Source organism: Chitinophaga sancti (assembly GCF_034087045.1).
Lineage (GTDB): Bacteria > Bacteroidota > Bacteroidia > Chitinophagales > Chitinophagaceae > Chitinophaga > Chitinophaga sancti_B.
The window spans coordinates 5,679,970-5,692,827 of sequence record NZ_CP139247.1 but is presented as its reverse complement, the minus strand read 5'-3'; the positions used below and the strand labels follow the sequence as shown (position 1 = coordinate 5,692,827).

Sequence of the window (12,858 nt, the reverse complement as noted above, 5' to 3'; positions counted from 1 at the left end):
TGATAATAGTATTTATTACAATTATTAACTATAAACAAGGTTATAGGAATACTGAATAGAGGAGTTAATGGCCTAAGGGGCTTTCCTGGAGACACTACTCAATAGTGACTTCAATACTTTCTATTATTTGATCTTCACTAAAGATTTCTACTAGCGTATAGGTATCTATCTCCGCTATTTTTTCATTGTACTGCACATCTTTCAGATTTTCAGGTATTGCGTCAATGGCATGGAGAAGATCTAATTGGAGGATTGTTGGATTAAATCCCTGTGGTACCCTTTTTTCCAATGATGGTATAACATCCAGTTTACCAGTGTTTGCCTTACCTTTTACAATAATCTCGTTACCCGCAATACCTTTGATAACGATGGCTGACCAGTCTTTTGATATAGGCATGATAAAATGTTTATGGTTTTATACGGTATTAAATATATTTATGATTATAATTTCCCTTTCCAGTATCTCTGACCAGTATATATATACCGAAATATGCTTGACTAAGGGAAGCAATAGATTTTCAACTGATTGATCCGGTCATCGACGTTCAGTAGGGCAACTTATTGTATATGAGAAGTAAAGGTCCATAAACAGATTGGAAATAACAATACCAACTAGTTTGTATTTTATATCTGTGTGCATGCCCTAATTTGACGGACGCGATGTTAAGATAGAAAAATCTTAATTTAGTAAATATCTGAAAGAGAAAGACTTACAGTAAAGAGTTCAAGGAAGAAGCTCTTTGATTAGCCTCCAAGTCCAGCATTACTCAGGTGGCGCAGGATTTAGGAGTTCATCCTAACATGCTGTTTGTGTGGAAAAGGCAGCAGGAGCAACACACAGAGAAAGCTTTTCCTGGGCAGGGTAACCCAGCTGATCCGGAGATGACCAGGTTGCAAAAAGAAAATGCTCGATTGAAAGAAGAAGTTGAGATCTTAAAAAAAGCCGCCGGTATCTTTTTAGACCGCTCCGGGAGAGATACTATGTGATCATACAGTTATCGGAGAAATATAGTATCCGAACATTGTGCAGAGTGCTGGAATGTAGTATTAGTGCATACTATAGCTGGAAGAAGGTTGAATCCAGGAAAAGGGAACATCATAAGCGTCGTCTTACAGCTTTAGTATGAACTACCTACTTTGGATTTCTCAAAACGTATGGCAGTCCTCAGATTTACAAAGCACTTAAGGCTGAATCCATCAGTTGCAACCGATCTCTCATTATCAAAATCATGCAGCAGCAGCGATTAGTGGGAATTCATATTTAGTGTTCTCATAAATTTCCATAACACGTCAGTAGTTAATTAATGCATTAGCTTCGTTAAAATCTGAAGTATTTGGTTCGAAAACGCTCCGCTACTGGGCACAAAATGGCTCTGTAATCAATTGATTTACAGGGCCATTTCTAATTTATGCTTGTCAATAAATCACAGGTTTTAACGCATTCTACCACTATTATTGACAAGCAATTGACAAGCAGCATGACAAGCAGAAATTGTCCTACTACTCACACCTTTTCCTGGTGGAATTGGCAAAAACAAAACTCCTGGAATTCTTCTAAGCGGTAAGCATACGACGCGGAGCGTTCCCCAACGATAATGATTAGCTTTTAACTTTGCGTTCGAAAGAATAGCAAACATGAAACGAAAAAAATCTTCCGTGGCAGGTCGCCATCATTTCAGTGATCAGGAGATCATATCAGCTCTTGAACAATTTACCCGGGCAGGTAATATTAGTGTGAAGGAGTTTACCACTGCCTTTCAAATATCCCCCGCTACTTTCTACAATTGGCGCAAGCGATTTGGCAGTCAATCATCAGAAGTAAATGTACCTGTAGGATTCGTTGATGTAGACTTATCATCGGTTCAACAAGAACTTGCACCAGGAGGTGTCTTTGCAGAATATCGCGGTATCATTTTTTACCAGCGGGTAGAACCTTCATATTTAAAAGCCCTTTTATAATATGTTATCACTAACTGGTTATCGTCTCGTATTATGGAACGGTGCTACAGATATGCGCTTAAGCTTTAATGGTCTGTCAGGTCTGGTTGTAAATGAAATGAAAGAAGATCCATTCCAATATGGGACGCTCTATGCATTTTTCAATCAACGTCGCACACAGGTCAAGATTCTGGGCTGGGATGTAGACGGCTTGGGTATCTTTTACAAAAGATTGTCAAAAGGTACTTTTGGTACACCAGTCTATAATAATGAGACCAGGATGATGGTATTAAATAAGAAAGATCTTTTACTGATATTGGAAGGCGTGGAAGTGCGATTCCGTAAACGTTATGAAAGATCCGTAGTACATCGTAAGAGTTGATAAGAATTTTATCAGGATAATTCATAAATGTTTGTGTTTGAAGGCCCGCGATAGTACCTTTGCGCTCAGTGAAACCTGAGATCACATATAACTTATCTGAAGCACTGGAACAGGTGAATGCGCTGCAATTGCAGAAAGCAGATCTGTCTAATGCACTCACTCAGGAAAGACATGTGTTCAGTCGTATTATTCAGGAACTCACAACAGAAAATACTACACTGAAGGAAGACAAAGATCAGCTGAAACGTTGGTTGTCCAACGAGCAGGAACGAGGGATTGATAAAGACAGGATGATTGCCTCTCTGGAACAAACTATTGCTGAATTACAGTCCACTCTTGCCAGCAAAACAGACGAAGCCCTGCGTAAAGACTGGCAGTTAAAAGAGCTGCAGGAAATATTATTTGGGCAGCGCAGCGAAAAGTTTATTCCGGATCAGGCAGCTACACAGACAGCTATTCAGCAGACCCTGGGAAAAGAATTTGATAAAGCTGAAGTAGAAGCTATTATTGAACAAGCTATAGCATCTTCAGTTACTAATACACAAACGGGTATTAGTTCCAGATCCAGCAGGAAGAAAAAGCATCACAAAGCACATAAAGGAAGAAGACCTATCCCAACTCATCTTGAGACAGAGACCATTGTCTATGATCTTCCTGGAGATAAAACAGGCATGAAGCCCATGGGGAAGAAGGTATCTGTTTACTATGAGATTATTCCCGGAAAACTCATCAGAAAAGAAGAGCATCACCTTCAATATAAATCAGTAGACGGAAAAATACACTGCACACCTGTTCAGCCCAGGATGATAGAACGGGGAATTGTAAGTAACAGGTTATTGGCTCATCTGCATAGTGAGCGCTTCGTCTATTACATGCCGTATTATCGTCAGCAACAGCGGTTCGAACGCCTGACAGGTGTTTGTTTTGCAGCATCAACAATCGACCACTGGGAGGAAGTTTGTTATAAGAAACTGAAGCGTTTGTTAAAGTTGCTTAAGAAAACACTACAGACGGCCAGTTATATCAAGGCTGAAGAGACCAGTTTGAAATACCTTCACGACGAAGGTGTGGGCAAAGCTACCAATGGATGGATGTGGGTCTTCCACGCACCCGAACACAAACTTCTCCTCTTTGAATTCCATCCTGGCAGAGCTCACGATGTACCAAAGGAAATCCTGAAAGACTTTGCGGGTACATTACAAACAGACGCTTTATCCTCCTACACTGCTGCTTTTAAGGACAACAGCAAAGTTACGTTGATGAGCTGCCTTGCGCACATCCGCAGAGGATTTAAGAAAGCTCAGCGTCAAAATAAAGAACTGGCCGATCAGGTACTGGTATACTTTAATATCATATACCGCATAGAAGCCTACGCTAAACGTAAACATTTTACCCCTGACCAAAGGCTCGCGTTACGACAGAAATATAGTAAGCCATTTTTTGATAAGATGCGTGGCTGGCTGGATGAACAAACAGATAAACATGTGCCTGATAGCCTGTTGGCTAAAGCTGTCAACTATGCAAATAATCAGTGGGATAAGCTGAATATACTTTTTACTAACGGAAGAATAGACGTCGACAATAACTCGACTGAAAACGCTATACGTCCAATAACTTTATTTAGAAAGAACTCTCTTTTTGCCAGTAATGAACATGGCGGAGAAAGGGCTGCTCTGTTTTATTCACTCGTAGAAAGTTGCAAGCTGAATGGGATTGATCCATTCGAATACTTGGCTGATGTATATGATCGACTCCATGACTGTACTGCCAGTGAACTGATACACTTACTACCTTCAAACTGGAAGCCAACAAAACCAAGAAAGACCGCTAGTTAGTTTGATCCAGAATAATCAAAGAACTTAATCATGTAAGATTTATCGATGCAAATGTAGCATCTAATAAATAGATTAGGAAGATGCTGAGTATTTCACATAAATCCAGCCACCGTCTCACACTTCAACCATCCAATTATTTCGCGTGAAACCCAGCCAGGTGAGCTAAAATAATTAGCAAATTATTCGTGGATTTCATTTTTCAATCCTGCCCTGGATTCACTTTATCCCCTAGCTATTTAAAGAGTTATATAGCATCTCAACGATCATCCTAAAGGCATAACAATCTTATAAAGAACTGATTTGCACGGTCAAATTTAACTAAATTAACCTTTTCTCAAAGATCCGCCTTTTAGATCGATTTTATGTGAATTTGCAGTTAGGCGATCCATAAGGCATCTGCATGTGTAGCCTCGTCAAACAGTTCATACCATTTGTCCACTGGCAGTTGAGAGGTTACAATCACGGCTCCTCTTTTGTATCTATCGTCCAATATTTCTATAAGAGCCAGACTACTATTTAAGTCTAACGTTTTTAATCCCAGATCATCGAGTACAATTAGTGGTGTCCTTTCAATCTTCTTCAATACTTTTCGGTATGATCCATCCAGTCTGGCGGCTGCCAGTTCATCCATCAGCCTGTTAACCGGGAAAAAACTGCAAGGGTATCCATGATCGCAGGCGAGTCTACCCAGAGAGCAAGCCAAAAATGATTTTCCACAACCCGTCGACCCTGATATCAGTATGTTTTGCCCTTTTTTAATATAGCTATTGTCACATAATTTCAGGAAGGCTTCTTTACTTAACCCACGATCTATAGAGCAATTGACTTGTTCTATGACTGCATCATATCTTAAACGTGATTGCCTGAGATATCGGTCACTTCGGTTTTGAACCCGATACTCTTCCTCCGCTTCTGTCAATAATGCAAGTAGACTATGCATTTCGGGTTGTTGGTGGATCGGGGCGTCCATTATGGCTTTGTATCGACCTGCCATGCCATGTAATTTTAGTGAGATCAATTTCTCGTAAGTGTGCTGTGTATTCATGTGTTTGATTTTAAGAAGCTGTTTTAAATGTGATTTTTGATGTAGTCATTTAATAAAATGAAAAACTCCTGTATGCTTGATGGTGCGCAAGCTGCAGCGGATTCAATATGGTTAAACATTTCCTCATGCAGATCGTTATCAGTGTCAAAATTTGCCACTAATGTGACGCTTTGAGGGTTGCTACTGCTGCCTGGGATGTTAATACGAATGACTTTATTTTGTTCCATGTATTTTGTTTTTAGAGTGATAAAACGAACTATTTGTATTCCTCCGGACCTCTGAGATTTTTGTGCGAAGGCAGTTTGGATTTTACTCCCGACTCTTCTTTTTCCATGTTATTGGCTAGCATATTTTTTATTGTCCGGTACGATACAATACCTGCATTTAACGCACGAAGGCAGGCATTCTCTAACCTTTGCGGACCAATTTGCTTCTTAGACGCTAAACTCAGCAACCCCCTGCATGCATTATATGCCTGCTGTTCCTGCGGCCTGGACTTTAATAATGCCTCCATATAGGCATGTACATGAGAGCCAATTTTGCCTGCTTCCTGTAAAAAATAGGTACTGTCCCATCCTTTCTGCTTTTTAAAAGCCTGGTGATTAGATGGCATGTGTGAGGTTTCTGTAGTGTATCCCTCTGCAACAGGACTCCTGCTGTGCGTAGCAACTCTCTCCGATCCATTATAGATTTCGACAGTTGTTGTGTCATAAATAGCAGTCAGCTTAAATCCTACAAGCCGGTATGGTACACTGTAGTAATGATTATCTTCAGTTAGATGAAAGTGGTAATTGTGGGCAACAAGTTTTTGTTGTCTATGCTTTATTACAAAAGGGAATTGTGGTAAGGGTGCCAGCTTAGATTTTTCGCCGTCGATAAACCGTTCATACCGTGTAAATCTCTTTTTCTGAAAAGGTTCATGATTGTGATTTTCCAGCTCACGCCAGATCGCTTCATTGAGTTCATTCAGGCTAAGAAACACCTCATTGCGCAACGGTGCAAAAATGCGTTGATAGGAAAGATGTACTCCCTGTTCAACATGCGGTTTATCTTTTGGCTTTCTCACTCTCGCTGTAAGCAGGGCAGTACCGTTATAAACTGACCATTGTTCTAATATTTCATTCAGTGTCGGTTCATAGAGGCAGGATTTTATGACCGCCTGCTTCATGTTATCGCATTTAATGTAAACACTTACACCACTAAAATATAGCAGACAATTATTCAATGCCTTCACTAACTGTGGCAATGTCGCATCTGCAAGAGCCATTACATAGGTATACCCGCTAAATGGTAAGACAGCTACAAATATCACGCACTCGATTATCTCCCCTGTTTCAGGTTCTACATAAGACATCTTATCACCAGCAAAATCAATTTGAATAATCTCTCCTGCTTTGTGTTCATGATGCATGCTAACACCTTTAAGGGCTAGCTGTTCATCCAGTAAACCACAAAACCTGGTATAACCATAGCAATCCGGATATATTTTCCTGTATTCCTTCAAAAGCAACTTCCTGGTAACACCTCTCTTGCCTAATTCATTTAGAAAATATTCCTTCCGGGCCATAAAATCAGTAAGTCTCGGATCTTCTTCCGAAGCTTGCCTGGGTTGAAGAACAGCAGCTAATTCTTCATCATTCAATTCTAGTAATTCATCGTGATTTTTGCCTGTGGCCTTAATTCTTTTATCATAAACAGATACTGTTTCCCTGTTCAATTCAAGCTCAATGGCAATGTTTCGCATTGAGAATTCCCTTTGTAATAACTGAATCAGCCTTCTTACTATTAGCATGTTGATGAATTTGTTAGGCATATCACTCGTTGACAATAAATTAATAATCAACGAATTAATATATCGGATAAGTAATATTCCAATAATCAATCTTTACAGATTGTTATGCCCTCATTATCAACTCCATAAAACTTTGGCTGGATACTATATGAAAAAATTGGCTGGTTTTGCCGTGAAATATTTGGCTGGTTAACAAATGAAAACTTTGGCTGGGTTTAAAATGAAAAGGAGAATATTGCTAATTATTTTAGGAATAATTGGCTGGGTTTCACGCGGAATAATTGGCTGGTTTATGTGAATTAAGTGGCTGGATTTGGTGCGAAATACTCAGTGAGGCAGAAAAGGAGTTATTTCAGCGCCTAGATAGTACTGTCTGGAAACGTTTTGTTAATGTATATCCTCAATTGCCGTTACGTAATATTTTTGGGTATGACGAATTAATGAAACTTGAAGAAACAACAAGGGCAAAAGAATTCCTTCTAAAAACTGCTATCGATTTTGTTGTGTGTGAACCCAAGAACGACGAACCCATTTTGCTAATTGAATTTGATGGTATCGGCAAAGGGTTCTCAAGAGAGGGAAGGTATATCCAGAAAAATGCTGTAGAAGATCCATACCGTTCATTAAAATTGGACCTCAAATTAAAAGTAAGCAAACTGTTTTCTATTCCTATGGTGGTAATATCATTCGAGGAAAATGAGCTACTTCAAGAAGCCGAAGAGTTAATAAATGTGCTGGATCTTTTTATTGGAGATGCGATCGAAAAGCGGGCAATGAAAGAAAATTATAATGATTACTTACAAATGATATCAGAAGCATTTGAATGGGGTGGTCAGGAAGCAGCAGACGCAGCAATGAACGAAATTGATTTTATTCAAGAACAGCATAATCCAATCCACCGAAAGCTGCATGAATTGAGAAAGTTGACTCGCTCCGGAAATCAATTTCATTTTACGAAGCCTGATGCTGATGGTTACTTGACCGAAGTATTTCACTATGGAATTGATTCTTGGGACGAAAGTGAGGTAATTACTAAAGATTCGTTGGCTGTAAAAGTGCGTATGCGGCCGATTGAGTCACTTGATAATGAAGACATTTTTTTGTTTAACCTACTTGGAGAATATTGTCTTAACGTAAAATTGAAAAGAATCTGGAACCTATAAACCTGTCAAAACAAATCCCTTGATACAGCCTTCCAGGAAGAAATTAAAAGTGTTCAGCACCCTAATTTGATGGCAACAGGGATCGTTACCAGATGATCTAAGTTTATATTCTTTCGGCTTCTTTGATAGTGTCAGCACCTTGGGGCTTAAACCCAGGGATTTGGCAGCTCTAATGGATAAATATCCAGATAAATCTTTCATATTTATTTTCCAGGTTATTAGGCAGGGGAATTTTAGAGGCGAAAATGCCTTTCAACATGTTGTTGATATTGTTATAGATGTTAACGCGCCTTATCTAGTTGGAGATATACGGACGTTTGCTTGAGGGGAAAAGGTTTTAAAATCATTATTTGGAACCCCGCTGGGATGGGGGGACAGTGCGGCGTTAGCGCCTTCCCCGATTTTAGTAGTTTTTACCTTATAGGTTAGCAGCGTACAGACAATAACATTTACAATTACTCTTTACAATCTCCTGTTACCTATTGTAAAAACGTGGGCCAGATTTTTCTGATTAACTCAATAGTTTGATCTTTGCCTTGGATAATCGTTACAACTCCGCTTAAAAAGGCGATTAATCCGCCAAATCCTGTTAGGATTACAAAAAATGCATTTGCGGTTATTTTGAGAATTGATTTGTCACTTAGAATACCAAACCAATTTAGGATATATAATGGCAAACTGAATAACTCTTGAAAACCTTGCTTCAGCCAAATGATTGGATTTTTTAAACTTGGTTGAACCTTTTTAATACCATTCTCCATACTTCCTAAATATCTTAGAAGGCAATCGTCTGTGTAATGGACATCAAATGCCTCTATAGTCCCAGCTCGAAATTTAGGAAGTGTGTTTAAAACAACCTGGTAGTTAGGAACTTCATACCTTTGAAAAGGACCGATGTAATGAAGTATTCCAATTCTTCCCAGAATTGACTGAATTTTATTTGCGTTCATCATTAGCCACGTATACAGTGTGCTATCTAATTCTCCTCTTTGATAAATCCCGTCAGCATGTTCAAAATATTTATTTGCGAACTCATTAAACTTATTTCGGAATTCGTAAGCAAAATCATAGTCTGTATTTAGTGAACGGAGCCGTTTAAAAATTTTTGTAAAACCAAGTATAAATACAAAAGAAAAGGATAATATAATTATTATTGTTATCGACATAAAAATAAACACACCTTTTTAGAATGATATTTTATTAATAAACATAGGAAGCTTTGGAGAGTGTCTCCAAAACTTCCTAATATTGTGTAATTACACGCCTTGTTTTTTTAGAGGAAACTTCTGAATACTTGTAACTTTTTCTAACTCTACGGTATCAAAAGCACTGTCGTTCAAAATAGGCTGATTAGATCCCCAATGGATACAATAGCAAGGTTCTCCTGCGTAAGTCCCCCAGCCGTCATCCCCTTTTCCTGTAAAAATGGCGACATACTGCCCTTTTTCCAATACTATATTGGGAAGCGCAAAAACGTGAGGAAAGATATTAGTTTGCTTGCCTAACTTAAAGGTCCTATCCTTAACCTGATATGAATTAAGGTTCACTTTTCCATTAGCTTTCAAAATTATGTGCTCTTTTTGAGCCACATTTGCATTGTATACTGCAAAAATCTCCAATTCTAAATTTATTGCCATTAAAATTTATTTTTTGTTTGTCAATTAAAAAAGCCTACGGACTGTGTCCTTACGTTTATAGGCGTATCCGAGAATTGACTGTGCAACAAAAAATATTTTTTAATTAAAATTTATTTTTGTTAGTTTTACACTGTCTGATGTAAATATTGTACAGTCTTAAAGGTGAACAGCCTTCGGGTAGCTTATTCCACATGCTATTGTTCCCTTAGTATATTGTTCCGCGATCGTTTTGGTTCCTACGAGCTGTGCAATAATCGTGCCCTCTTTTTTATGACATTTCTCTTACTCTTACTTTAATTATTAGCTTACATTTCTAAGACATTTTGTCGTTTTTTGCAATTTTGACGCTTAAGATGCCGCCTTAGATTGCCAATTGTCATTATGTCAGATTGGTAACTCGCTGAAAATGAGTAAATCTTGTAATAATCGGTTCGATGCCTGTTGTTCTCTCGGTACTGGGAAGGGATTAATATCCAAATGGTTTAAGGGCATCGAGAAATCGATGTTTTTTTATTAGCTGCTACTTCACCTGACAGTATGAAAACAGCTTCTTTCATATAATATTCCCCATATAATTAAAATTGGATATTGATCTTCGTACTTATATATTGCTTCCAAAATATTACAAAATGAAATCCATTGTTTCTGTAAATGCCAGGGGAGCGATAATAGACCGGCAACACCGTGCTTTAACTTCGATGGGCAGATGGCCATTAGATGATTTTCCACGAGAAAAGCTAATTAATAAAGGAATATCATCATTAAGCGATGCAGAACTTATTGCTATTCTTCTGAATACCGGCAGTAAAGGGAAATCCGCTATGAACCTGGCACAAGAAATATTAACCACTGCGTCGTATAGCCTCAATGAGCTAGGTAAATTTTCATTTAATCAGCTAAAGAGAATTAAAGGCATTGGGATTGCAAAGGCAGCTATTCTTCTGGCAGCAATTGAGGTCGGCAGACGTCGGCAGGCTGGTAGTATGCTCCCTAAAAAAACTATCGTATCCGGCAAAGATGCTGCTTTGTATTTTAAACCGCTGTTGGGAGATCAGCAATTTGAATCCTTTCATGTATTATTTCTTAATCAGGCATCAAAAGTAATTGCCAATAGGTGCATCTCTATTGGGGGGATCACATTTTGCCCTGCCGATGTAAGAATTATTTTAAAAGAAGCATTAGATTTAAATGCTACCCAACTTATCCTTTGTCATAATCATCTTTCAGGTAGTTTAAACGCTGGTCAAGCTGATCAGATGTTTACAAACAAAATTATGGAGGGGGCCAGATTACTGGATATTTATGTCAAGGATCATATAGTTGTCTCATTTGTAGGTTATTATAGCTTCCGAGAGGAAAGTTTTATTAAATTTTGATGTAAATAAAATAGGTGACTTCCTATTTTTTAGCGAGAGCATTATAGAACAATATTCTACATTATTATACTAATTGAATCATAATCGTGCAATAACTGGAAATCAATTTTTCGCACTTATTCACCTTTGTGTAAAACGTGCATTATGATCAAACAGCAAGAATTAATTACGATGCGTGCAATCGCAATATGCTTTAAACCGTATTTAAAACCTGAAGAGGCTCTCATCTTTTGTGACCTTGGTCGTACTCAGTTTGCAAAAAAGTGTAAGGAGTATGGATTGTTTAAGAATGAAAATGGATATTATGATCGAGAAGAAATTATAAAAATGCAGAGGGGAGAGCAGGTAACGGTAATGGAGCTACCAAAGAAAAGAAGAGCGTAGTACAATTTGAAAATTAGTAAGAAAGGCTGCCAATCTAGTTTGGCAGCCTTTCTTTATTATTCCTCACCTTCCTCTTCCGGCAATTGAAGAAAATATTTGTTAATATCGGGTGATGGCAGTTTGTTAATTGTTTCAGTTTGATTTTTGGGCCTATGCCTTATATATGTTTTCCTAACCTGTTTAGTTGTTGTATGCCCTAAGAGGTAGGCTACAGTAGCATCGTCCACGTTTTGATCCTGGAGTAATATTGAGAAGGAGAGACGAGCGCAAGACCAGGTAATATGTTTCTGTATTCCTGCTGCGTTAACCCATTTGTCCAATTCTTTATTACAACCGTTACGACCAGGAATCTGGAAAAGACGATTATTGCCCGGGCTATTGGCTCTTTTTTTCCTCTGCTTTCTAACAATACCCTGGGCTATTGGATGCAATGTGAGTGTCACAGGCTCGCCTGTTTTCTTCTGTATGATACGAGTTGTAAGTACCCCATTCTTTATATCAATACCATCATAGAGGCGATCAACATCTACCCATCTTAGACCCGTGTAACAACAGAAAATGAAGGCATCTTTGACTTCCTCGTTGAGGCATGGAGTTCCTAATAATGCGAGATATTCTTCTATTTCCAGATTCCCTTTTAATACTGTACTAGGATTCGCCTTTGCAAATACTTTAGTTGTTGGATTTACTTGAAAATATTTATCACTGGTAGCCGAATTTAATACCCACTTGAACCTGGCATAATATCCCTGTGGCGTTTCACCAGTATATTTATCAAGAAGATATTGTCTAAACCTCTTACAAACATTTTCGGTAATATCTACAGGCGATATAAAATCACAGCCTATGAATTCTTTAAATTGTATGTAACTATTTGCCAAAGCCCGATTCCCTTCACGCTTATTTACTTCTACATAATCTAAATAATATTCCAGAAAATTCGCTTTGAACTTATGAGGTGGAATATATGCAGTGCCTATCGACTGTTGTTCAATTATCGCCTGGCTTTTTTTGACTTCAATTAAGTCTAATGCCTGAATATTATGATTTTTTTGTATTTGCCCTTTGGGTTTGGTATAGGTAAACACTCCAACAGCAGGCCGTTTACCTGGTCCACGCCCATAATCATAGTAATAGATTCGTTTGTCTCCTTTTCTGTTTAAGTAAGATCCTATTTTCATATCGTTGTGGCTTTTGGGTTATAGATGATTGAGAGCAATGGATATGCCGTGCCATCGAACCGTGGCAGTGCATTCGGCATTTTTTTAATGGTATTATAGAGAGTGAGAAAAAGGGGGAAAAAGAG

At 38.3% G+C, this 12,858-nt stretch carries 15 protein-coding genes; 8 read left to right on the top strand and 7 right to left on the bottom strand.

The features are described 5' to 3' along the window. Positions 1-94: 94 nt before the first annotated feature. A complete protein-coding gene (locus SIO70_RS23040; protein WP_320574704.1) occupies positions 95-397 on the bottom strand; it encodes a hypothetical protein in 303 nt (100 codons plus the stop codon). A gap of 404 nt (positions 398-801) precedes the next feature. Here SIO70_RS23040 and SIO70_RS33470 point away from each other — a divergent pair, with 404 nt between their 5' ends. The 5 genes from SIO70_RS33470 (at position 802) to tnpC (ending at position 4,155) form a co-directional block, all read left to right on the top strand. Then, complete coding sequence (locus SIO70_RS33470; protein WP_414017936.1) at positions 802-987, top strand: hypothetical protein; 186 nt, start codon at positions 802-804, stop codon at positions 985-987. A 182-nt stretch (positions 988-1,169) separates the two neighbouring features. Beyond that, positions 1,170-1,265, top strand: a complete 96-nt coding sequence (locus SIO70_RS33465; RefSeq protein WP_414017935.1) for a hypothetical protein — start codon at positions 1,170-1,172, stop codon at positions 1,263-1,265. A 370-nt stretch (positions 1,266-1,635) separates the two neighbouring features. Continuing rightward, entirely contained in the window at positions 1,636-1,959 is a 324-nt protein-coding gene (gene tnpA / locus SIO70_RS23035) for an IS66 family insertion sequence element accessory protein TnpA (RefSeq protein WP_320574702.1), read from the top strand. 1 nt (position 1,960) lies between these two features. Beyond that, a complete protein-coding gene (gene tnpB, locus SIO70_RS23030) occupies positions 1,961-2,320 on the top strand; it encodes an IS66 family insertion sequence element accessory protein TnpB (RefSeq protein WP_320574700.1) in 360 nt (119 codons plus the stop codon). Positions 2,321-2,388: 68 nt separating this feature from the next. After that, the gene (gene tnpC, locus SIO70_RS23025; protein ID WP_320574698.1) at positions 2,389-4,155 is read left to right on the top strand and encodes an IS66 family transposase; all 1,767 of its coding nucleotides are present in this window, start codon (positions 2,389-2,391) and stop codon (positions 4,153-4,155) included. A gap of 376 nt (positions 4,156-4,531) precedes the next feature. On the opposite strand, the gene SIO70_RS23020 is transcribed toward tnpC, so the two are convergent. From SIO70_RS23020 to istA, 3 genes are all read right to left on the bottom strand, one after another. Further along, positions 4,532-5,149 (bottom strand): ATP-binding protein, encoded by a 618-nt coding sequence (locus SIO70_RS23020; protein WP_320574696.1) that lies wholly within the window; start codon positions 5,147-5,149, stop codon positions 4,532-4,534. A 74-nt stretch (positions 5,150-5,223) separates the two neighbouring features. After that, on the bottom strand, positions 5,224-5,427 hold the full coding sequence (locus SIO70_RS23015; RefSeq protein WP_320574694.1) for a hypothetical protein: 204 nt from the start codon (positions 5,425-5,427) through the stop codon (positions 5,224-5,226). A gap of 29 nt (positions 5,428-5,456) precedes the next feature. After that, positions 5,457-6,992: an IS21 family transposase gene (gene istA / locus SIO70_RS23010; RefSeq protein ID WP_320574692.1), complete on the bottom strand. Its 1,536-nt coding sequence runs from the start codon at positions 6,990-6,992 to the stop codon at positions 5,457-5,459. Positions 6,993-7,273: 281 nt separating this feature from the next. Here istA and SIO70_RS23005 point away from each other — a divergent pair, with 281 nt between their 5' ends. Continuing rightward, a complete protein-coding gene (locus SIO70_RS23005) occupies positions 7,274-8,155 on the top strand; it encodes a DUF2726 domain-containing protein (protein WP_320574690.1) in 882 nt (293 codons plus the stop codon). A gap of 479 nt (positions 8,156-8,634) precedes the next feature. On the opposite strand, the gene SIO70_RS23000 is transcribed toward SIO70_RS23005, so the two are convergent. Both SIO70_RS23000 and SIO70_RS22995 read right to left on the bottom strand, forming a co-directional pair. Further along, on the bottom strand, positions 8,635-9,321 hold the full coding sequence (locus tag SIO70_RS23000) for a hypothetical protein (protein ID WP_320574688.1): 687 nt from the start codon (positions 9,319-9,321) through the stop codon (positions 8,635-8,637). Between the two features lie 90 nt (positions 9,322-9,411). Continuing rightward, positions 9,412-9,792 carry a hypothetical protein gene (locus SIO70_RS22995; RefSeq protein ID WP_320574686.1) on the bottom strand — a complete coding sequence of 127 codons (381 nt, stop codon included), beginning with the start codon at positions 9,790-9,792 and terminating at the stop codon, positions 9,412-9,414. A 629-nt stretch (positions 9,793-10,421) separates the two neighbouring features. Between SIO70_RS22995 and radC the strand changes: the two genes are divergently transcribed. Continuing rightward, complete coding sequence (gene radC, locus SIO70_RS22990; protein WP_320574685.1) at positions 10,422-11,168, top strand: RadC family protein; 747 nt, start codon at positions 10,422-10,424, stop codon at positions 11,166-11,168. Positions 11,169-11,312: 144 nt separating this feature from the next. Beyond that, complete coding sequence (locus SIO70_RS22985) at positions 11,313-11,552, top strand: hypothetical protein (protein WP_320574683.1); 240 nt, start codon at positions 11,313-11,315, stop codon at positions 11,550-11,552. Between the two features lie 56 nt (positions 11,553-11,608). On the opposite strand, the gene SIO70_RS22980 is transcribed toward SIO70_RS22985, so the two are convergent. Next, entirely contained in the window at positions 11,609-12,733 is a 1,125-nt protein-coding gene (locus tag SIO70_RS22980; protein WP_320574681.1) for a site-specific integrase, read from the bottom strand. Positions 12,734-12,858: the final 125 nt, after the last annotated feature.

What these genes read in the sequence shown, in the direction of transcription:
- SIO70_RS23000 (WP_320574688.1), bottom strand. Translation starts at nt 9,321, where the DNA reads ATGTCGATAACAATAATAATTATATTATCCTTTTCTTTTGTATTTATA.
- SIO70_RS33470 (WP_414017936.1), top strand. Translation starts at nt 802, where the DNA reads ATGCTGTTTGTGTGGAAAAGGCAGCAGGAGCAACACACAGAGAAAGCT.
- tnpA (WP_320574702.1), top strand. Translation starts at nt 1,636, where the DNA reads ATGAAACGAAAAAAATCTTCCGTGGCAGGTCGCCATCATTTCAGTGAT.
- istA (WP_320574692.1), bottom strand. Translation starts at nt 6,992, where the DNA reads ATGCTAATAGTAAGAAGGCTGATTCAGTTATTACAAAGGGAATTCTCA.
- SIO70_RS23015 (WP_320574694.1), bottom strand. Translation starts at nt 5,427, where the DNA reads ATGGAACAAAATAAAGTCATTCGTATTAACATCCCAGGCAGCAGTAGC.
- SIO70_RS22985 (WP_320574683.1), top strand. Translation starts at nt 11,313, where the DNA reads ATGATCAAACAGCAAGAATTAATTACGATGCGTGCAATCGCAATATGC.
- SIO70_RS23020 (WP_320574696.1), bottom strand. Translation starts at nt 5,149, where the DNA reads ATGGCAGGTCGATACAAAGCCATAATGGACGCCCCGATCCACCAACAA.
- radC (WP_320574685.1), top strand. Translation starts at nt 10,422, where the DNA reads ATGAAATCCATTGTTTCTGTAAATGCCAGGGGAGCGATAATAGACCGG.
- SIO70_RS22980 (WP_320574681.1), bottom strand. Translation starts at nt 12,733, where the DNA reads ATGAAAATAGGATCTTACTTAAACAGAAAAGGAGACAAACGAATCTAT.
- tnpB (WP_320574700.1), top strand. Translation starts at nt 1,961, where the DNA reads ATGTTATCACTAACTGGTTATCGTCTCGTATTATGGAACGGTGCTACA.
- SIO70_RS23040 (WP_320574704.1), bottom strand. Translation starts at nt 397, where the DNA reads ATGCCTATATCAAAAGACTGGTCAGCCATCGTTATCAAAGGTATTGCG.
- SIO70_RS22995 (WP_320574686.1), bottom strand. Translation starts at nt 9,792, where the DNA reads ATGGCAATAAATTTAGAATTGGAGATTTTTGCAGTATACAATGCAAAT.